Below are 18,453 nucleotides of genomic sequence, written 5' to 3'. Positions count from 1 at the left end.
TCCCTCTTTGAAATGAGCGAGGGCCAGCAATCTCATTTTCATCTGAATAGATTTCTGCTGGCTTGCGAGCTTTTTAAAGTCGATATTATTGAGACTGTCCATAGCGAATAAGTTTTATCGTTGAATGACATCAATTAGATCACATTTTTACTTAGATTGGTATAAGCTATTCTCTTTTCTGTTACAGAGTGTTTTCGGTTACGCTAAGTTTCCGAGTTGGAGATCTGGTTGGCAAAATAGCCAATATGGAGTGAGTGATGAAGAAAATAGTATGGCTACTTTTAGTGGTGAGTGTTGGCTGTTTTGGACCTGCTTATGCAGTAGTGCCGACGGTTGGTGATGTTGTTGAGCTAGAATTAGGGCTATTGAAGCCGACTCAACCATCCATCGGCTACGAGCAGATTTTCTACAAGTTAGGACGTTACCATCGCGATCCGAAAACGATGTTCGATGAGTTATGCGAATCGAATGGGCAAAAAGGGGTCAAACATTTTACCGACGCATCTCTGCCAAACGACAACCTGTCTTATCAATGCAAAGATGAGATAGGTACACATAAAGACAAAATGAAGACAGTGGTTATTGGACCAAATGGGCAGTATTTCCTCACTGACGGGCATCATACGTTTAACGTTTTTTACCAGATGCCTAGTGGTGGAGAGCGGTTACGCGTCAACGTTTTGATAGATAAAGATTATCGCCAGTTGGCAGATTGGGCAACATTCTGGGAAAAAATGGCCGCGTACGGTGATGCTTGGCTTTTTAACGAGCAAGACAGGCCGATTGACTACAACCAACTTCCGACCAAATTGGGTATCTCGAATTTCAGTGACGATCAGTATCGCTCGCTTGTCTATTTTGTCAAAGGCGTCGCCTGGGATAAGCCCATGAAAGCGATTCCATTTCTCGAATTTTATTGGGCGAGAGAACTACGCTCGTCGATGGAGGGCAGCCAGTTTGATTTGTCTACCCAGCAAGGTTATCGTGACGCTCTAAAAGTGACGAGTCGGACTATCGTCGCGATTGAAAGCCGTGATGTTGGCGGTTCTGGCATGAGTGCTGAGCAACTCGGACAGTTGAAAAAGGTCGACAATAAAGCGCTAGAGAAGTTAATGAATAAAAAAGGTAAAGTCACCGACGCGCTTAACTATAAAGCGACACTCCGCTGATAACGAGTCTGAGATAAGTATGGTAGGAGTGAGTGCATCTTATTAATAAGAGTAATAGACAATGACAATAACGCTTTGCAATGACGAGCCGTATTTCGACCAAATGTTCAGTAAACTGGAGTACAGCGATGATGCTTTCGAAGGGATTGAGTTTGAAGAATGTCAGTTTACTGATTGCGACTTTTCGAACACACAGTTTCAGCGTTGCAAATTCAACAACTGCGAGTTTGAACGCTGCAATTTGAGTTTGGCTGATTTTTCTGCCTCGGCGTTTTACGGTGTTACTTTTATTGATTGCAAACTGATTGGCGTCGATTGGACCAAAGCAAACTGGCCGATTTATCATCGTGATTTTGAGCTTTCCTTCCAACGTTGCATTTTGAACGACAGTTCATTTTTTGCACTGACGCTAAATACCCTCAAGTTTAATCAATGCAAACTGCATGATGTTGATTTTAGAGAAGGAAACTTCAACGAGTCGACCATGACGGCGTGTAATTTTTCCCGTAGCCTTTTCATGCGTACCCAGTTGCAAAAAGTCGACTTTAGCGATTCCGAGGGATACAAAATTAACCTTTTGGATAATCAGCTCAAAGGAGCCAAGTTTTCTCGATACGAAGCACTGTCTCTTTTAGAGTCCTTAGGTATAGATTTGGTGGATTAACGGTAAGCCGTGAAGAGAGATGCTACTCAACTTTAGCAAACAAAGTTTGCAACGCATTCGCGTGGCTTACTTTGTGACTACTATTGCCTTGCCGATTACTAAATTTTTATTCGCAAGGAAACAAGTATGAAAAAACAAATCAGTGTACTTTTCGTCACTTTGGCGTTGTCTAACACCGCACTGGCATCTGAATGGGGGTATGAAGGCCATCATGGCCCTGAACATTGGGGGAAAGTCGCAAAAGAGTGTGCAATGGGCAAAAACCAAAGTCCTATTGACATAGCTCAACCAATCGAAGCAGAGATGAAAGCGCTTGAGCTGAACTATACTGGTCAGGCTGTTTCTTTGATCAACAATGGCCATACGCTTCAGGCGGGTGTGAGTGGGAAAAACTTTCTGAATATCGATGGAAAAAGCTTTGAACTTAAACAGTTTCATTTTCACACACCGTCTGAAAATGTGATAAAGGGAAAGCAGTATCCTTTGGAAGCACACTTTGTACATGCTGACAGTGAGGGAAACTTAGCCGTTGTTGCAGTGATGTTTGATACTGGGAAGCTGAATCCGTTACTCAATGAGCTGACGGCAAAAATGCCTACTCTGGGTGAACAAGTTACCTTACCTCATGCCTTTGATGTCGCTGCTCTCCTACCTAAGCAGCAAGACTACTATCGCTTTAATGGTTCTTTAACCACACCACCGTGTAGCGAGGGGGTTCGTTGGCTTGTTCTCAAACAAGCTTCTGAACTTTCGAGCAGTCAAACAGAACAGTTGGTGTCTGTCATGGGACACAACAATCGCCCACTGCAGCCACTAAATGCGCGTACTGTGCTAAGCAAAGACTAAAAAGCAGAGCCCAAACCGGGCTCTGCGCATTTAGGCCTTTTCAGTGGACGAGATATCCGCTTGGAATGGATCGAGTTTGATGGTTTGGGTCGGGAACGCGATGTCGGCGCCATTTTGCTGAATGATCTCCATCACTTTTAGTAGCACATCTTGTTTCACACTGTGGTATTCGACCCAGTTGACTGTTTTTGTGAAAGTGTAGATGAAGAAATTCAGTGATGATGGACCAAACGTATTGAAGTTCACAATGAGCGTTTGTGTGACATCGATATCGGGATGTTGTTCCAGCATCTTACGCACTTGCTCGATGATAATAGGTAATTTCTGGTTGTCATCGTACCTAACGCCAATGGTTTCATTGATACGGCGATTGAGCATACGCGATGGATTTTCAACCACGATGTTACTGAACACGGAATTGGGTACATACAGTGGCCGTTTCTCAAAAGTACGGATGCTGGTCATGCGCCAGCCTATGCGCTCAACGGTTCCTTCAATTTGACGATCTGGAGAACGGATCCAATCGCCGACTTTAAAGGGGCGATCAAAATAGATCATCAAACCGCCAAAGAAGTTGGATAAGAGATCTTTCGCAGCGAGACCGACAATCAAACCACCTACACCACCAAAGGTCAGCAAACCCGATAAACTGAGACCAAAGGCTTGCATCATGGTAAGCATTGCAATGGCTAAGAAAAACAGTCGAGAGACTTTAGCAATCGCTTGAACCGTGGTTTCGTCATGATTTGCCTGAGCGAGAATGTAGTCTTCAATCCGACTTATCAAGCGGATGACGATCCACACAAACAGAGCGATAAGCAGCAGCCGTTTGGTCATCCCAAGCCAAGCCAGTTGTTTACCGGTTTGGCTTTGTACGGCGATTGCCAGAGAGAGGGTGGCGGGCCACAACCAAATCAAAGTACTGATTGGGGTTTGGATCGACTCTACCAAGATATCATCCCAATGCAGACGAGTTTTGCTTGCTAGTAGACGTAGACGTGATACTACCAAACGCCAAATCAACCACGCGACACCACTACCAATAGTAATTAACAGGACACTGCCGAACCAATCTTGGTGATTGCTAAAAAGAGCGCGTTGTAGTTCAAGTAGCCAATCGTTCATAAATTTTTGTTTTTGCAAGTAAAAGCCAAAAGGTAACAGAAAAGCGGTGCTTATCACAGGCAATATGTAGGTAATTAGCGAATGACTGTTTTTAACAACTCATCTCTTTTTTCGCCCTATCCACGCTCATAATGATGTGATCGTCCTTGTATTTTGTGCAATCTGTTCGGTTTCTGTAGCAGAAAATCGGCGCTTTTTTGACTTGCAACTAACACTTTAGTTATTAATGTATGAGAGTGTCATGCCGATAGCGAATAAATGAGGATAAATCATGGAGTTTACTGAACAGGATCGTATGGCGTTATACGATCTCTGGATGTCACAGAAAGCGAAAATGCACATTACGCAGATGGAAATGACGAAACGCCTTGGTTTGAATCATCATGAGTTTTCTTCTCTGCTGAGAGGAAACGCACCATTAACGCTTGGATTTGTCCATCAGCTTTGTGAGCAGTTGCATGTTCAGCCAGCTAAAGTGATTCCTTCGCTATCTCAGCGTAATTTAGGCAATTCGCAATCTATTTTCCTGCAAAGTCGCGTGACGGTTGATGGTGTAATTAAGAACGTGTTTGTTGATGGTAACCAAGTGGTGATTGAATACGAACATCAACTGAATTAATGCAGAGGCAGATTATACAAAGAAATGCGGCTCCGAATGGGAGCCGCTTTCTTTTTTTATTTTTATACCAAACGCAGGCGTGAGGTGATTGACGTTGTTAGTGAGATCCGATACTGCGGATGCGATATCAGGTCACTGAGATGAGTAAACATTAGTACCGATTCTATCAACAGGCAAATTCTCAAACGATTATTTGTGCATTTAGTCTATTTTTGTGTGATGTTAATTCCATAATTACTATGGATTATTGTTGAAACGATGAGTTTTGACTATCGAGCAGAGTGGAAATGAAGTAAGCGGCAGCCGAACAGCTGCCGAATTTTACTAGGCTTTTATTGCTGTGCAGAAACTCACATCGGCATGGTGAGTTTGTGGATCGTAGGAGTGATAGAGCTCAAAACAAGGTCGATCATCAGAATCTAACCCTTGTTCAACCAGTTGTTCCATCAGTTCATCCCAAGCCAGAGGATACTGCTTAACATCCGTAATCGTTCTACGCATACAGGCATAGTGGCCACCGGTAAATGGCTTTATTTCCACGTCATTATTGCCTTCTACCGCTCCATCAAGCAATAAACAAACGTCGGTGCGGCATTTCTCCGCTGGTGTAATTTCTGGGTTGTCGTGATAGATAAAAATACAGGTATTATCCGCCAATCCTCTTGGGCTTGCCCACTGATAAAGTTTTTGTGTTGCTGGTTCATAATTCTTCCCATACTCGCCAGTTACACGTACAAACGCCAAATGGCTCGCCGGAAAATGTTGCATGTCCATGGTTATACTCCCTGTGTGAGATTTCATTCTAGTGTAGGCTGAACTGCGTTTCTCGACGTGTCCATTCTTGCGCAATGTGTGTCCTATCTTGCTGTTTCTGAGTAATTCAGCAAACTCGCTGATACTCTCACACTCCCTGACTTGAGATGGAGTCAAGGCAAAATGCTGTTTGAATGCTTTTGCCAAGCTCTGAGAACTGGAAAAACCAAAGCTCAACGCGGTTTCAGTGACGCTGAGTTTACGGTAAAACAGGAGATTGGCGACTTTCTCCAAGCGCAATCTGCGAAGATGTTCATTTAAGGTTTCTCCGGTGACGGCTTTGAAAATTCGGTGAAAATGATAAGGGGAGAGGTGTGCAAGTGCAGCGACTTCTTCTAAGTTTAGTGGCTCATCAAAATGCGTTTCGAGATGACGTATGACGGGGAGCAGTCGTTTATGGTAGTCGGTTTTCATCAAAGTGCCGTTTGGAGTTGTCTTGATGAAAAGGGTAAATGAAAAGTTGCGTTGAGTGAAAGAGAGCGAAGACCATTTTGTGCAATCGCAGATAAAAAAAGAGCCAAGCGCAAAAGCTGCGCTTGGCTTATATACTTGTGAACAATCTGGTTCACTAACAACGTCAGTTGGCTAGGTGACCCTCGGCTTAATAAGGGTCAGTCAATATAAAGCACTATCCGTGCCAACTTTTAAAAGGGCGAAAATAGACGATTTCTGTCTGGTTTCTGTGATATTGATTGCTTAATGTGCGACCCGTCTTTGCAAAACGCAATTGCATTTTGCACTTTTAATTTAAATTGCTACTGATAGCATTGATAAATAACATATTGATTCGGTGATCTATTCGCCTAAAAAGAAGACGGGAGCCTGTTGCTCCCGTCAGTCAATATTTGGATGGTGAGCGTTGCACTAGAGCATGACTAGGCTCGCTGTGCCTAAGAAAGCAAAAAAACCAACCACATCGGTTACCGTTGTGAGGATCACCGAACCTGCCAGAGCGGGGTCGAGTTCAAACTTGTCGAGCACAATCGGGATCAAAACGCCAAACATGGCTGCGGTGACGATGTTGACCACAATCGCTAAGGAAATCGTCGCGCCAATGACGGGAGACTGAAACCACAACGCAGCCAAACCGCCGATGATCACCGCCCAGAGAAGTCCATTGATTGCGCCGATGCCAAACTCGTTTTTGAACAGCGCGAAACGGTTACCCGGAGTAATCTGATTGAGGGCCATCGCGCGTACCATAAGGGTCAATGTTTGGCTGCCCGCAATACCACCCATTGAGGCGACGATGGGCATCAGCACCGCGAGCGCGACCACTTGGGCGATCACCTCTTCAAACAGACCAATCGTGATGGAAGCCAGAATCGCCGTCAGCAGATTAATGCCCAGCCACACGCCTCGCTTCTTTGAGCTCTTCATCACTGGAGCAAACAAGTCGTCGCCTTCATCCATACCAGTACCCGCCATGAGGCGAGCCTCGTAGATTTCTCGTTGCGTGGTTAGGGCAAACTGCCAATCAATTTCACCGACCAAGGTTTGGTCTTCATCCACGACAGGCAGTGCGGGTAACGAGCTGTGTTCCACCGCTTCAACGGCTTCTGACAGCGCCATTTTGCTACTGAGCAAATTGACGGGATCAATGGTGAGATTTTTAAGCGTGGTCGTGCCTTCGCTGCGTAAGATCTCGTAGTAATTCACCACGCCGCGAAATTGCTTCTTTTTATTAATCAGATAAATCCGCTGTGGCGTGTCATAGCTGTAGCGCGCCATCAAACGTTTCGCGCGGTCAACCGAAATGGTGAAAGGAAGAGTGATGATTTTTCGCTCTGCCCAGCGGCCAAGCTCATCATCCCCATATTGGTTTGCCAGATCGAACAGTTCCAGTTCGTCTTTTTCGATCAGTGAAAGCGCTTCATTAATGATCTCTTCTGGCAAAGAGTCCGACCACTCGATCAGCGAAAGGTTGTCTAGTTTGGCCAGCGTCAGCTTCAGTTCGACTTCCGATAGCGCGGTAATGATCGAGTAGCGCACCTCAGAACGCATGTCAGTCAGCACATCAATGTGCATCTCTAGCGGTACCGCCCGCCATAAACGCACACGGTCATCGACAGGGAAAGCTTCGAGAATCAGCGCCACGGAACCCGATTCAAGGCCGTGTTCAATCGATTCGTTTAATAAGGCGATCTGTTCTGAGTCATCTGCTTTGGCTATCTGTTCGATAAGCAGGGGCAGATCTTGGAATTCGCTCACAAAGCATCCCCCGAAATAAAAATGAAAAATTGCGAGAGTTAAGGTACTTGAAAGTCTATGAAATTCAATGGTTGCGTGGAAAAATAATCAAACAGGCGGTAATAACGCTTTTTCTTTGTGCAGAGCAGCGTTACTTAGACAACGGCTAAACGGTATTTTTAAAATCCAGCTTGTAGAGTAGGTCCAACCTAAACGAGTTGATGCGCATTTCTTTGTGTTTATGATCAATATTTCGCCATGTATGGTGAGCACGCTGATTTCTGGCGTGCCGCTGGAACAGATTGCCCAGCGGCTAGGCTATAGCAGCTTGACGGGGTTTAGCCGCATGTTTAAGAAACATCGCGGTGTGACGCCCAACCAGTACCCGATGGGAACCACACTGAACACAGAACAGCGGTTGCAGATTATCGATTGGGTAAGAGAAAAGCAGCGGTGGATCATTGAAGATGACTATGACAGCGAGTTTCAGTTTGCGCATCGACCTTACACCAGTTTGCAGGGGCTGGCGGCGCAAGTCGGCGAAGCGCAGCAGATCATCTATGTTGGCTCGTTTAGCAAGTGGGCTGCGCCTTGGCTATGTGGTGCTGCCCAAAGTGTTGATCGAGAAGGCGTGTACGATTAAAGATGCCCTCACTGGTGATTCGCCCACGCACACGCAACTGGCGTTGGCGCAGTTTATTGCTGAAGGGGATTTAATGCGCCACATTCGAAAGATGCGCCGGATCTACAAGCAAAAACATCAGCAGATGGTGGAAAGCATTGCGCGACATTTTGCTTCAGAGCTCGAAATCATCAGTCAAGCCGCTGGATTACACATCACAGTGCGCTGGTGGCAGGGCATCACTGAGCAAGAGTGGGTGCGACGCGCCAAGGAGCACGGTATTATCGTGCGGCCGCTAAGCTATTATGAACATAGCGCCTATGAACACAGCGCCGAAAAGCAACGTGATTGGCACGCTGTGGTGCTGGGATTTGGCAATGTTCGTATTGAGGATATTGACGACAAAGTGGCACTGCTGGCAAGCTTGTTCAAGGCCGATTCTGCCGTGACTTAAAGGAACTCTATTATGTGTCGTTGGTTAGCCTATCAAGGAGAGCCGATTTATCTTGATGAACTGGTATACAAGCCAGAGCATTCCCTTGTGCATCAAAGCCTTGAGGCGAGAAAAGCGGTAACACGCGTCAACGCCGATGGCTTTGGTTTGGGTTGGTATACCGAACGCTCTACGCCCGGGCAGTTTCACGAAGTGCTGCCAGCGTGGGGAGATGAAAACTTGCGTTCGCTGGCGCACCATATTCGCTCTCATCGTTTTATGGCGCATGTGCGTTCGTCAACGGGCGCTTCCGTGTCCCGCTCAAATTGCCACCCATTTATCTTCGAAAACTGGATGTTTTTGCACAACGGGCAAATTGCCTGTTTTGAGCAAGTGAAATTTGCCCTTGAGCGCTTGCTGCCGGAGAGTCTCTACGTGCAAAAACGCGGTACGACCGACAGCGAGTTGCTGTTTTTGCTGATGCTCAAAAATGGTTTGCAAGATGATGCGCTCAGCGCGATTCGCCGCACGCTGGCTGAGGTGAATCATGCCATGAGTGATAAAACCATCTGTGAACCTTTTAAAGCGTCGATTTGCATTTCCGATGGAGAGCAGTTTTGGGTAGTCCGTTATAGCTCGGCAGGCGAGCCGCCGACGGTATTTATCGAGCAAAAAGGACAAGCGATCATCTTGGCCTCAGAGCCGCTGGATGCGGCAGGTAACTGGCAAAAAATAGCGCCACAGACCGTGACGCACATTCATCATCAGCAGATCGACAGCCACAACATAGACTAACTAAATCTGCGCTTTTTTAGCTTGTTTTTGCCCTTGGAAAAGAAACAGAGAGAAGATGGTTAACGCGTAGAGCATTGACCATCCTAAACAGACGAAAACCAAGGTACACAGCACAAGAGATAATGCTGCCAGCCATTTGGCGCTGCCACTCAGTAGTTTATAAGCCGCCAGCATGGCAAGCAGGTAAACCAGTACAAACACACTGTTGGCCAGTTTAAGGAAGAACTCCAAATCCAAGCCTGAGAAGTAACCGACCAAACAGGCAAAGGCTAAGACTACACCGACGCTTAACGTCGCGTTAAATGGCACGCCACGTGAGGAGAGTTGGGCCATCTTCCCTTGTGGCTTATGGGCTCTGGCTTGAGCCCAGATCATACGTGATAAGCTTTGCGTGTAGAGGTTGATGCTGGCAAAGCAAGCAGAAAAGCCGATGACGCTGATCAACACCTTGGCGTTGGCGCCAAAGAGCTGTTCGCTCAACCACGGGATCGAGGCACTATCAAACTGTGCGCTGCCGTACGCGCCAAATTTAAGGATCACCACCGAACAGGCCCAGTAGGTTGCCCCAGCAACAAAACAGCCAATAATGATGGCGATGGGGAAATCTCGCTGCGGATTTTTAAACTCTTCCCCCATATGGGCAAATGCTTCAATACCGACAAAACACCAGAACATCACCGCCAATGCCGTGGTGATCGAATAGAGCGCGCTGCTTTCAAGCGCCGGCATGTGCAAATCACTCATGCCGACATCGCCTTGCCAGAAAAAAGCGCCGACCAGCGCGAAAATGGCCAGTGCAATCGCCGTTTGTAGGTGACCAGACGATTTTGCTCCAAGCAGATTAACGCCGACTAATAACGCAACGGTGATCAACTGTGCGCTGAGATTGCCATCCAGTGGCGCTGGCAGGAGTTGTTGCAAAAAGCCTGCAGCTAAAGCAATCGCGGCGGGCACACCAACGGGAATCACCGAAACGAACAGCCAAGCCACTGCGCTTTCTAAGCGAGGGTTAAAGGCTTGGCGAACGAAATAAGCCGTTCCGCCGGCATTGGGATAACGCTTGCCTAACTGCGCAAACGTCAGCGCCACCGGGCAAATTAGCACAAACAGAATCAGCCAAGCCCACAGCGAATAGTGACCCGCGATGCCTGCGGCGATCGCCGGGATCATAAATAGCCCGGTGCCCATGAGGGTGGTGGAGAGCTGTCCGATACCGGACAGTAAAGTAATTTCCTGTTTGAGTTGACCCATGGAGCGCTCCCTGCGTGTCTTAACACTTATGTTTATCATCAGTAGTTTGAAATCAATCCGACTCAGCATACTGGGTTCGGCACGAAAACACAGCAGACAATTTGCCTTGTTTGAGCGACGAATTGACGGAATCAGGCGCTTTCTCTTGGCAAAACGGCGCTAGTTAGGTGGAGATGGGTATCTGCGCGATTTACGGGTAGAATGCAACGACAAAAAGGAGAGGTTGCAGTGAGAAAAGATGGATAAGTTTGATAAAAAAATCATCACCATGTTGCGAGAGGATGCGCGTTGTTCTGTCACCGACATCGCCAAAGCGGTGAACCTGTCGCGTTCCGCGGTCGCCGCACGGATCAATAAGTTGGAAAGTGATGGTGTGATTTTAGGCTACCATGCTGACATTGCCGACCCTGCAGCGGGAGAAAAAATCGGCGCGTACTTGGCACTGAAATTTGATACCTCCTCATCCAGCCATTTTTGCGAGACATACGCCAAGCAAATTTATCTGATTGATGGCGTTAAGTGGTGCCATGCAATCAGCGGAGAAACCGACATGATGCTGTATGTCGAAGTGGCCAGCATGACTCGCTTAAATCAAATTCGTGAAGAGATTCAGGCTTATCCGGATCTCAAACACGTGATGACTCACATGGTGTTGAATGAATTTTTCAATATCTGTAAAGCATTCAAGCAATGAAAACAGGCCGTGTCTTACTGGCAAACAGTGCCTTGCAAACAAACCGACCCTTTTGGCCGTGTGATTTACAGCGCATCGGATACTGGTTAAGGAAGCGTTTATGCTAAGCAACATCAACCTCAATTTGCTGCGTTCGCTGCATGTTTTATTGGACGAGTGCCATGTTAGCCGAGCGGCTGAGCGTTTGCACATCACCCAATCGGCGATGAGCCGTCAGCTGGCACAACTGCGAGAATTGTGTGACGACCCGCTTTTGGTTCGCGATGGCAATCGACTTGTCCCTACCGCTCGCGCGTTGACGTTGCAGAGCAAGTTATTGGATCTGCTGGATGAGTTTGAACATCTATTTGCGGCACCTTCTTTTGTCCCCGAGCAGTGGCAAGGGGAGTTTGTTTTCGCCTCAAGTGACTACGTCGCACAATATATTTTCCCAGCGGCCGCGCAGGCGCTCATGCAGCAAGCGCCGAGACTCAATCTCAGCTATCGTTTGTGGCAACCGGGCTATCTGACGGCGCTACTCGACAGTGGTATTCATCTCGCTTCGACCATGTTGCCTCAAGCGCCACGCGATCTTTCCAGTGTGCACATCGGGCAGGATAGTTCGGTTTGCCTGATGCGCGCGGATCATCCACTTGCGCAGCAATCATCACTGAGCTTGGATGCTTTTCTCGCTTACTCACACATCAAAGTCACCGGTGGCGGCGATAAAGACTCGGCCACCGATCGCGCGCTGGGTGAAAAAGGGCTAGCGCGCCGCATAGCGCTACAGGTGCCTTTTTTCACTGCCGCGGTCAACTGTCTGCTGCAAAGCGATCATCTGATGGTGGTGCCAAAGCACATCGCAGTGAATTTGGCAAAAAACCACCCTCTGGTCGATCTTCCGCTGCCGCTCTCCACCGATCCGCATCAATACTGGCTGATGTGGCATCCCAAATACGATAGCGATTTAGCGCACCGCTGGGCAAGAGAAGTGGTGTTAGCCACTATGCTCAGTTGCCAATACTCAATCGGTATGATTTCAGATCATCATCATCATGAAGAAGTTTGATTTCATTTCATTTTCAACTCAAGTTACTGTGCAGTTTTACCGGAGATGAACATGACACTGACTGTTTGGCTATCACTATTTACGATTTGTATTCTAGGCGCCATGTCGCCCGGCCCGAGTTTGGCTATTGTGGCGAAACATGCGCTTGCTGGCGGGCGAAAAAACGGTTTGGCCACCAGTTGGGCACACGCGTTTGGTATTGGTATTTACGCCTTTGTTACCCTGATCGGCTTGGCGGTGGTACTGCAACAATCCCCGCTGCTGTTTAAAACCATCAGTTACGCTGGCGCGGCCTATCTGGCGTATTTGGGCGTGAACGCGCTGCGCTCGAAAGGTGGCGTGGCTGCCAAATTGGAATCGGGCGAGCAGACCTCCGTATGGCAATCAGCAAAAGAGGGCTTTTTGATCTCGATTCTCAGCCCGAAAATTGCGCTGTTCTTTATTGCTTTGTTTAGCCAGTTTGTTGCGCTGGGTAATGAGTTGAGCAATCAAGTCATCATCGTTGCGACGCCGTTTATTGTCGATGGTTTGTGGTACACCTTTATCACCATCGTGCTATCGAGTTCCAAAGTGGTGGATAAGATCCGCGCCAAAGCGCAGTTGATTGATCGGCTGTCAGGCGTGGTGCTGATTTTGTTGGCGCTGCGTGTGGTGGTCACGATTTAGCGAATGCTCACTGCAATAAAAAACGGAAGCGCGGCTTCCGTTTTTCTTCTATCTATTTTGCAATCGCGCTATTGCGGTTCTTGCTGTTGCCGTTTTTGGCGTGAATTACAGTGCGGCAAGAATCGTTTCGGCGTTACTCACTTCGAATGACTTCGGTGCTTCCACATTCAGTGTGGTCACCACACCATTGTCGATCACCATCGCGTAGCGCTGTGAACGTACGCCGCCAAAGCCAGCGGTATCCATCTCAAGACCCAGTGCTTTGGTAAAGCTTGCATCACCGTCGGCCAACATCGTTAGCTCAGAAGCATTTTGCGCTTCGCCCCACGCTTTCATCACAAATGCGTCGTTAACCGAAACACAAGCGATGATGTCTACGCCTTTGGCTTTGAGTTGATCCGCAAGTACCACGTAACCCGGTAGATGCGCTTCAGAGCACGTTGGCGTAAATGCGCCCGGAACAGCAAACAGGACGACTTTTTTACCAGCAAACAGTTCTTGAACCGAATGGTTGACCATACCATCTTTGGTCAATTGACTCAGTGTCGCATTTGGCAGGGTTTGCCCTTGTTCGATCATGGTTCTTTCCTTTTTCAATGATTAAGAATACCTGAGCAGTGTAGTACGGATTTTGCCGATTAAACACAGACAAAAACAGGGGATACTGAACAAAAACCACCAGCGCACGGCAAAAAGAAAAAATCCGGGCGAACCCGGATTTTTTCGATGGTGCAGAGGATTAGCGAATGATCATCTGTTCGCGGCCTGGGCCAACAGAAACCATGCTCACGGGCACACCCATCAGCTCTTCAATACGCAGTACATATTGCTGCGCAGCGATAGGCAGTTGGTCGAATTGACGGCAGCCCGTGATGTCTTCACTCCAACTGGCCATCTTTTCATAAACAGGTGCAAGCGCCGCTGTTTGTGGCCAAATTGGGTTTTCGCTGTGCTCGCCTTGGTAGGCAACGCAAATTTTTAGATCAGCAAGGCCAGTTAGGCAGTCAAGCTTGGTCAGGGCAATCTCAGTTGCGGCTTGCAGTTCAACGCCATTTTTGGTCGCCACCGCGTCAAAGTAACCCATATCACGTGGGCGACCCGTGGTTGCGCCGAATTCGTTGGCGAGTTCACGGAACGCGTCTTGCTCTTCCATCGCGGTGATCAAGGTGCCTGTCCCTACGGAGGAGCTGAATGCTTTGGCGACCGCAATCACGCGCTCTGGGCGAAGAGCAGGCAAGCCACTGCCAATGCCCGCGTAAGCGGAGACGACGTTAGAAGAGGTCGTCCAAGGGTATTCGCCATAAACCAAGTCACGACCCGCGCCCAACTGTGCTTCAAACAGCAGGTTGGATTGCTCAGCTTGCAGCGCTTTTAATGGGGTCGAAACGTTACAAATCGCATCACGCCAAGGAGCAGAAACCTCAAGCAGCCAATCCGCCATCTCTTGCGCGCTTTGAGTAAAGTTGAAATCTGGATATAGCGCGCGCAGTTGCGGCAATTTCCAATCGAGCAGGAACTGAATGCGCTCAACGAGCACTTCAGGTTGCTTCAACCAGCCGACCAGAATGCCTTTCTTCATCACGCGATCGCCGTACGCCGGAGCGATGCCCTGACGAGTCGAGCCATACGCTTTGTCGCCTAAACGCTGTTCTTCTAGCGTGTCTTCCAGAGCGTGCAGCGGCAGACAGAATGTCGCGCGATCAGAGATGCACAGGTTCACGGTTACGCCTGCTTGTTCCACTTCTGCCAGCTCCTTGCTCAGTGCTTCAGGGCTAATCACCATGCCTGGGCCAAGCACGGCCAAACAACCTTGGTTAAATACGCCACTCGGTAGCTGGTGCAACTTAAAGGTACCGAGGTGGTTTACCACGGTGTGGCCAGCATTATTACCACCTTGGAAACGAATACTTGCAGCGGCGTGTTCGGCCAAAAAGTCAACGATACGACCTTTGCCTTCATCACCCCAGTTGGCACCAACAACAACGATAGACGACATGAGAATTCCTCCGAAATAAGACCGAAGCATCTTAGGTGGATAGTCTTAATAAGAGAAATTAATTATACTCATCAAGCCAATAATAAACTCATATGAGGAAGTGATGCTGGATCTCAATTGGTTAAGAACCTTTGTTACTTTGGCTGAGGTGAAGCATTTTGGTAAAACCGCCGCAGAGCTGCATATGACGCAGCCCAATGTCAGCTTGCATATCAAGCAGTTAGAGCAAAATACCAAAGCGAAGTTGATCGAGCGAAATCCGGTACAGCTAACCCCAGCAGGTAAGCGGCTACTGAAATCGGCCAAGATGATGCTAGGGGAGTTGCAAATTTGCCAATCGGATCTCAATGCCATCAACGAACTCACGCAAGGGACGCTGTCGATCGCGGCAAGTGACATTGTGTCGCGCCTGTTGCTTATCCATCCTTTTCAGCGCTTTAAAAACGATTACCCCGGCATTGACTTAGCGCTATTTAATACCACCTCAGCGCAAGCGGTTGAGCTGGTGAAAAGTGCCCGCGCCGACATCGGCTTTGTGATTGAGCAGAAAGAGAGCCAGCCACTGCATTTTACCGCGCTGACCCAGATTCAGTGGTGTGCGTTTGGTGATGATCTGTTTGCGAGTGATTGGGGAGAGCAAGATAAGCCGACTCTGATACTGCTTGGCCATGACACGCGAACGCGGGAGCTGATTGATGCTTCTTTGCCCAAGTTAGCCTTGCCCAAATATCGCGTGATGGAAGTGGGCAGTGTTGAGGCGCAGATCGACTGGGCGCAAGCAGGCTTTGGCACCGCGATTGTGCCGGATTTTTCACTGCACACCAAAGCGGCATTGACGCGAACGGTGACCCACTTGGAGGCGTTCCCAGCCACCGATTTTGGCTATATTGTGAGGCAAAACCAAGTGCTATCGAAAGCGGCCAAGCAGTTGCTTGGCTGGGTGGAAGAGTATGCGCAATCGACAGACTGGCATTGATGGTGATTAGTGACGGCGTGGGACTTCTTCCCATTCTCCTTCAATCACGTGTGGGTCCTGTTGGGTCTGCGGCGATTGACGGCGAAGCTGCTTTTCTAACTTTTTACCGGTGATCAAAGCGGCTATGGTCAATGGAATGGCCAGCAGCAAACTAAACATCAGGGTAAAGAGCGCGGCGATTGCGGTCAAAGTCACTAGGATGATTCGTTGCATCGTTGTTTCCTCAGGTTGCACTACAAAATGCGATAGACAACACAATAACCAGCGGGAGATGAATCAAGGATGAACGAGCAGAAAAGGTGCCTGCATCAGGGGCACAGGCACAAACGGGGGAGAGATTCTACCTTTGCCACTTAGCGCGTTCATGCTGTTGGCTAGCACGCCAAATGATTTCGGTTTGTTGTTGTAATAATGTTGGCTCAACTGCGGTTTACAACCGCTTTTAAGCCCAAATGGACAAATCATGTCACCGACTCTCGTTGCCGTAGGTGGAGCAAAGAGAGTCAGTTCGCTTTCGATGCGGTACTAGTTGTGGAGCAAGCTATTACACACGAGGGAAAGTTTGATAGCGAACGCCCATCATTTGTTCCATACAGTGAACGACTTGGCAACTGTAGCCAAACTCGTTGTCATACCAAATGTACAGCACACAGCGGTTGTCTTGAGCGATGGTCGCCTGACCATCAACCACACCCGCATGGCGAGAGCCGATGATGTCGCTGGAAACAATCTCAGTTGAGTCCGTGAAATCGATCTGTGCAGAGAGAGGTGAAGCCAGTGCCATTTCGCGCAGATACTCGTTAAGTTCTTCTTTGCTGGTGGCTTTTTCCAGATTGAGGTTAGCTACCGCCATGGAAACGTTCGGCGTTGGTACACGGATGGCATTGCCAGTGAGGCGGCCTGCCAACTCTGGCAACGCTTTAGCGACAGCTTTGGCTGCGCCAGTTGATGTCAATACCATGTTGAGCGCTGCGCCACGACCACGGCGATCGCCGTTGTGGAAGTTGTCGATCAGGTTTTGATCATTGGTGTAAGAGTGCACGGTTTCGATATGACCAGAAATCACCCCATACTTGTCATTGATCACTTTTAGAACTGGTGTGATGGCGTTGGTGGTGCAACTTGCGGCAGAGATAATTTTGTCGTCCGCTTTGATCACATCCTCGTTCACCCCAAACACGATGTTTTTGATGTCACCTTTACCCGGTGCGGTCAGCAGCACTTTCTCTGCGCCTTTGCAGTCTAGGTGCTGGCCTAAGCCTTCTGCATCGCGCCAGACACCCGTGTTATCCACGACTAACGCGTTGTTAATGCCATAAGTGGTGTAATCCACTTCTTCGGGCTTGTTTGCGTAGATGAACTGAACGTAGTTACCGTTGATGATGAGCGCATTACGTTCTTCATCGATGATGATGCTGCCGTTGAATTGTCCATGAACGGAATCGCGTCGCAGCAGGCTCGCGCGCTTTTGCAAATCACCGGCTTTGCCACCACGAACGACGATGCCACGCAACTTGAGCGGGTAACCCGGGCCGCTTTTTTCGATCAGAAGACGAGTGAGCAGACGACCGATACGTCCAAAGCCGTACAACACCACATCACGGCTTTTGAGTGAGGATTCTGCATCCAACGCGCCAATCAGTGCAGTCTGAAGGTAATCTTCAAGGGCCGATGTATCTTCATGACTTTCCCAGTATTGGTGCGCCAATTGGCCAACATCTACGCGGCAAGAGGCGATGCTCATCTCGCTGATGGCTTGAATCATTGGCAGAGTTTGCTCTAAAGAGAGCGGAGTGCCAGTGTAACGCCTGGCGACGCGATGAGTTTTGAGAATGTCGATGGTAGTTGCGTTGATCAGTGTCTTACCAAACAGGATCACTTCGACGCCTTTTTGTCGATAAAGTTTGCCGATAAGAGGTGTAATCGATTCCGCAATCGTTTGGCTGGTTTGCCAGTCTTGGAGATATTTCTCTGGACTCATGTTTCTATTGGACCTTTCACGTTTTTTAAGGGCTGACCTTACTCTCTGAGTGTAGGGGGCAGAAAGTAGGTATAAGGTTTGTAATAGTGTTGTAATATTTATGTGGCGGAATTCTACAGCCCGATGGGTTATTCTGCTAGAAAAAATAAAGCCAGTGAAAACGACTGGATATGTCGATGATTTAGCCGATTTGCCGCAGATATACAGGGCTAAATCACTATTGACATTCGCAAAAGCGCAAACTTATTTTGTGCATATAACGATCACTTTGGCTCAGTGAATGCAACTCAATCTAAATTTTTGCATTAATTGTTGATTTCACTCGATATAACTACGGAAAAAGTAAACAAAAAATCCTGATTTCATTGCGGTTATTTACAGGATTCTCCTTACCTAACGTCATCGCTGCGTTTGCATCGATGATCCTCACATTTTCGCTACGGACCATTTTCAGGGAAAAGTCGTATGAAAAATAAGGCGCCGTACCTGAGCTGTCTAAAAACGGAACATTCGCTAATCCCTGTCGTCTGATTATGAAATTAGTCTAGTATTTAAACTAGGCTAG

17 protein-coding genes and 2 pseudogenes are annotated in these 18,453 nt (G+C 48.1%); 11 read left to right on the top strand and 8 right to left on the bottom strand.

Annotated features, from left to right (window positions below; genetic code table 11):
• Window positions 1-257 precede the first annotated feature (257 nt).
• The 3 genes from UF06_RS05465 (at window position 258) to UF06_RS05455 (ending at window position 2,679) form a co-directional block, all read left to right on the top strand.
• Window positions 258-1,169, top strand: a complete 912-nt coding sequence (locus UF06_RS05465; protein ID WP_045569538.1) for a ParB/Srx family N-terminal domain-containing protein — start codon at window positions 258-260, stop codon at window positions 1,167-1,169.
• A 61-nt stretch (window positions 1,170-1,230) separates the two neighbouring features.
• Window positions 1,231-1,833 carry a pentapeptide repeat-containing protein gene (locus UF06_RS05460; protein ID WP_045569537.1) on the top strand — a complete coding sequence of 201 codons (603 nt, stop codon included), beginning with the start codon at window positions 1,231-1,233 and terminating at the stop codon, window positions 1,831-1,833.
• A gap of 126 nt (window positions 1,834-1,959) precedes the next feature.
• Window positions 1,960-2,679, top strand: a complete 720-nt coding sequence (locus UF06_RS05455) for a carbonic anhydrase (protein ID WP_045569536.1) — start codon at window positions 1,960-1,962, stop codon at window positions 2,677-2,679.
• A 30-nt stretch (window positions 2,680-2,709) separates the two neighbouring features.
• Here the strand turns inward: UF06_RS05455 and UF06_RS05450 are convergent, their stop codons facing one another.
• On the bottom strand, window positions 2,710-3,804 hold the full coding sequence (locus UF06_RS05450; RefSeq protein WP_045569548.1) for a mechanosensitive ion channel family protein: 1,095 nt from the start codon (window positions 3,802-3,804) through the stop codon (window positions 2,710-2,712).
• A 271-nt stretch (window positions 3,805-4,075) separates the two neighbouring features.
• On the opposite strand from UF06_RS05450, the gene UF06_RS05445 reads away from it, so the two are divergent.
• Window positions 4,076-4,423, top strand: coding sequence for a hypothetical protein (locus UF06_RS05445; RefSeq protein WP_045569535.1), 348 nt, complete (start codon window positions 4,076-4,078; stop codon window positions 4,421-4,423).
• A gap of 324 nt (window positions 4,424-4,747) precedes the next feature.
• Here the strand turns inward: UF06_RS05445 and UF06_RS05440 are convergent, their stop codons facing one another.
• Together UF06_RS05440 and UF06_RS05435 are read right to left on the bottom strand one after the other, a co-directional pair.
• Window positions 4,748-5,650: an AraC family transcriptional regulator gene (locus UF06_RS05440; protein ID WP_045569534.1), complete on the bottom strand. Its 903-nt coding sequence runs from the start codon at window positions 5,648-5,650 to the stop codon at window positions 4,748-4,750.
• A 450-nt stretch (window positions 5,651-6,100) separates the two neighbouring features.
• Window positions 6,101-7,447 carry a magnesium transporter gene (locus tag UF06_RS05435; protein WP_045569533.1) on the bottom strand — a complete coding sequence of 449 codons (1,347 nt, stop codon included), beginning with the start codon at window positions 7,445-7,447 and terminating at the stop codon, window positions 6,101-6,103.
• 220 nt (window positions 7,448-7,667) lie between these two features.
• Between UF06_RS05435 and UF06_RS27455 the strand changes: the two are divergent.
• The 3 genes and pseudogenes from UF06_RS27455 to UF06_RS05425 all read left to right on the top strand — a co-directional run.
• Window positions 7,668-7,763 (top strand): annotated as a pseudogene (locus UF06_RS27455) (hypothetical protein); the annotation flags it as partial.
• Window positions 7,764-7,793: 30 nt separating this feature from the next.
• A pseudogene (locus UF06_RS27065) lies at window positions 7,794-8,502 on the top strand (PLP-dependent aminotransferase family protein); the annotation flags it as partial.
• 12 nt (window positions 8,503-8,514) lie between these two features.
• Window positions 8,515-9,276, top strand: coding sequence for a class II glutamine amidotransferase (locus tag UF06_RS05425; RefSeq protein ID WP_045569532.1), 762 nt, complete (start codon window positions 8,515-8,517; stop codon window positions 9,274-9,276).
• Here the strand turns inward: UF06_RS05425 and yjeH are convergent, their stop codons facing one another.
• Window positions 9,277-10,527 carry an L-methionine/branched-chain amino acid transporter gene (gene yjeH, locus UF06_RS05420; protein ID WP_045569531.1) on the bottom strand — a complete coding sequence of 417 codons (1,251 nt, stop codon included), beginning with the start codon at window positions 10,525-10,527 and terminating at the stop codon, window positions 9,277-9,279.
• Window positions 10,528-10,765: 238 nt separating this feature from the next.
• Here yjeH and UF06_RS05415 point away from each other — a divergent pair, with 238 nt between their 5' ends.
• From UF06_RS05415 to UF06_RS05405, 3 genes are all read left to right on the top strand, one after another.
• Window positions 10,766-11,221, top strand: a complete 456-nt coding sequence (locus tag UF06_RS05415; RefSeq protein WP_045569530.1) for an Lrp/AsnC family transcriptional regulator — start codon at window positions 10,766-10,768, stop codon at window positions 11,219-11,221.
• A 100-nt stretch (window positions 11,222-11,321) separates the two neighbouring features.
• Window positions 11,322-12,269, top strand: coding sequence for a LysR family transcriptional regulator (locus UF06_RS05410; protein ID WP_045569529.1), 948 nt, complete (start codon window positions 11,322-11,324; stop codon window positions 12,267-12,269).
• 51 nt (window positions 12,270-12,320) lie between these two features.
• Window positions 12,321-12,935: a LysE family translocator gene (locus tag UF06_RS05405; protein WP_039427106.1), complete on the top strand. Its 615-nt coding sequence runs from the start codon at window positions 12,321-12,323 to the stop codon at window positions 12,933-12,935.
• A 105-nt stretch (window positions 12,936-13,040) separates the two neighbouring features.
• Here UF06_RS05405 and UF06_RS05400 read toward each other — a convergent pair whose 3' ends face one another.
• Window positions 13,041-13,514, bottom strand: coding sequence for a peroxiredoxin (locus UF06_RS05400; RefSeq protein WP_045569528.1), 474 nt, complete (start codon window positions 13,512-13,514; stop codon window positions 13,041-13,043).
• A gap of 160 nt (window positions 13,515-13,674) precedes the next feature.
• Window positions 13,675-14,931, bottom strand: coding sequence for an adenylosuccinate synthetase (locus tag UF06_RS05395; protein WP_045569527.1), 1,257 nt, complete (start codon window positions 14,929-14,931; stop codon window positions 13,675-13,677).
• Between the two features lie 103 nt (window positions 14,932-15,034).
• Here UF06_RS05395 and UF06_RS05390 point away from each other — a divergent pair, with 103 nt between their 5' ends.
• The gene (locus UF06_RS05390; protein ID WP_045569526.1) at window positions 15,035-15,907 is read left to right on the top strand and encodes a LysR family transcriptional regulator; all 873 of its coding nucleotides are present in this window, start codon (window positions 15,035-15,037) and stop codon (window positions 15,905-15,907) included.
• A 6-nt stretch (window positions 15,908-15,913) separates the two neighbouring features.
• Here the strand turns inward: UF06_RS05390 and UF06_RS05385 are convergent, their stop codons facing one another.
• Together UF06_RS05385 and UF06_RS05375 are read right to left on the bottom strand one after the other, a co-directional pair.
• Window positions 15,914-16,120, bottom strand: coding sequence for a hypothetical protein (locus tag UF06_RS05385; RefSeq protein WP_039427114.1), 207 nt, complete (start codon window positions 16,118-16,120; stop codon window positions 15,914-15,916).
• Between the two features lie 331 nt (window positions 16,121-16,451).
• Window positions 16,452-17,888, bottom strand: coding sequence for a glyceraldehyde-3-phosphate dehydrogenase (locus UF06_RS05375; protein ID WP_045569524.1), 1,437 nt, complete (start codon window positions 17,886-17,888; stop codon window positions 16,452-16,454).
• Window positions 17,889-18,453 lie beyond the last annotated feature (565 nt).

This window comes from Vibrio sp. S234-5, assembly GCF_000960595.1.
Lineage (GTDB): Bacteria > Pseudomonadota > Gammaproteobacteria > Enterobacterales > Vibrionaceae > Vibrio.
Note: the sequence above shows the minus strand (reverse complement) of the source record. Positions and strands in the feature narration are given on the sequence as shown.

Excerpts from the sequence above, each read along its gene's own strand:
- UF06_RS05390 (WP_045569526.1), top strand. The coding sequence starts at position 15,035 with ATGCTGGATCTCAATTGGTTAAGAACCTTTGTTACTTTGGCTGAGGTG.
- UF06_RS05450 (WP_045569548.1), bottom strand. The coding sequence starts at position 3,804 with ATGAACGATTGGCTACTTGAACTACAACGCGCTCTTTTTAGCAATCAC.
- UF06_RS05440 (WP_045569534.1), bottom strand. The coding sequence starts at position 5,650 with ATGAAAACCGACTACCATAAACGACTGCTCCCCGTCATACGTCATCTC.
- UF06_RS05460 (WP_045569537.1), top strand. The coding sequence starts at position 1,231 with ATGACAATAACGCTTTGCAATGACGAGCCGTATTTCGACCAAATGTTC.
- UF06_RS05405 (WP_039427106.1), top strand. The coding sequence starts at position 12,321 with ATGACACTGACTGTTTGGCTATCACTATTTACGATTTGTATTCTAGGC.
- UF06_RS05410 (WP_045569529.1), top strand. The coding sequence starts at position 11,322 with ATGCTAAGCAACATCAACCTCAATTTGCTGCGTTCGCTGCATGTTTTA.
- UF06_RS05395 (WP_045569527.1), bottom strand. The coding sequence starts at position 14,931 with ATGTCGTCTATCGTTGTTGTTGGTGCCAACTGGGGTGATGAAGGCAAA.
- UF06_RS05400 (WP_045569528.1), bottom strand. The coding sequence starts at position 13,514 with ATGATCGAACAAGGGCAAACCCTGCCAAATGCGACACTGAGTCAATTG.
- UF06_RS05375 (WP_045569524.1), bottom strand. The coding sequence starts at position 17,888 with ATGAGTCCAGAGAAATATCTCCAAGACTGGCAAACCAGCCAAACGATT.
- UF06_RS05445 (WP_045569535.1), top strand. The coding sequence starts at position 4,076 with ATGGAGTTTACTGAACAGGATCGTATGGCGTTATACGATCTCTGGATG.
- yjeH (WP_045569531.1), bottom strand. The coding sequence starts at position 10,527 with ATGGGTCAACTCAAACAGGAAATTACTTTACTGTCCGGTATCGGACAG.
- UF06_RS05385 (WP_039427114.1), bottom strand. The coding sequence starts at position 16,120 with ATGCAACGAATCATCCTAGTGACTTTGACCGCAATCGCCGCGCTCTTT.
- UF06_RS05455 (WP_045569536.1), top strand. The coding sequence starts at position 1,960 with ATGAAAAAACAAATCAGTGTACTTTTCGTCACTTTGGCGTTGTCTAAC.
- UF06_RS05465 (WP_045569538.1), top strand. The coding sequence starts at position 258 with ATGAAGAAAATAGTATGGCTACTTTTAGTGGTGAGTGTTGGCTGTTTT.
- UF06_RS05415 (WP_045569530.1), top strand. The coding sequence starts at position 10,766 with ATGGATAAGTTTGATAAAAAAATCATCACCATGTTGCGAGAGGATGCG.
- UF06_RS05425 (WP_045569532.1), top strand. The coding sequence starts at position 8,515 with ATGTGTCGTTGGTTAGCCTATCAAGGAGAGCCGATTTATCTTGATGAA.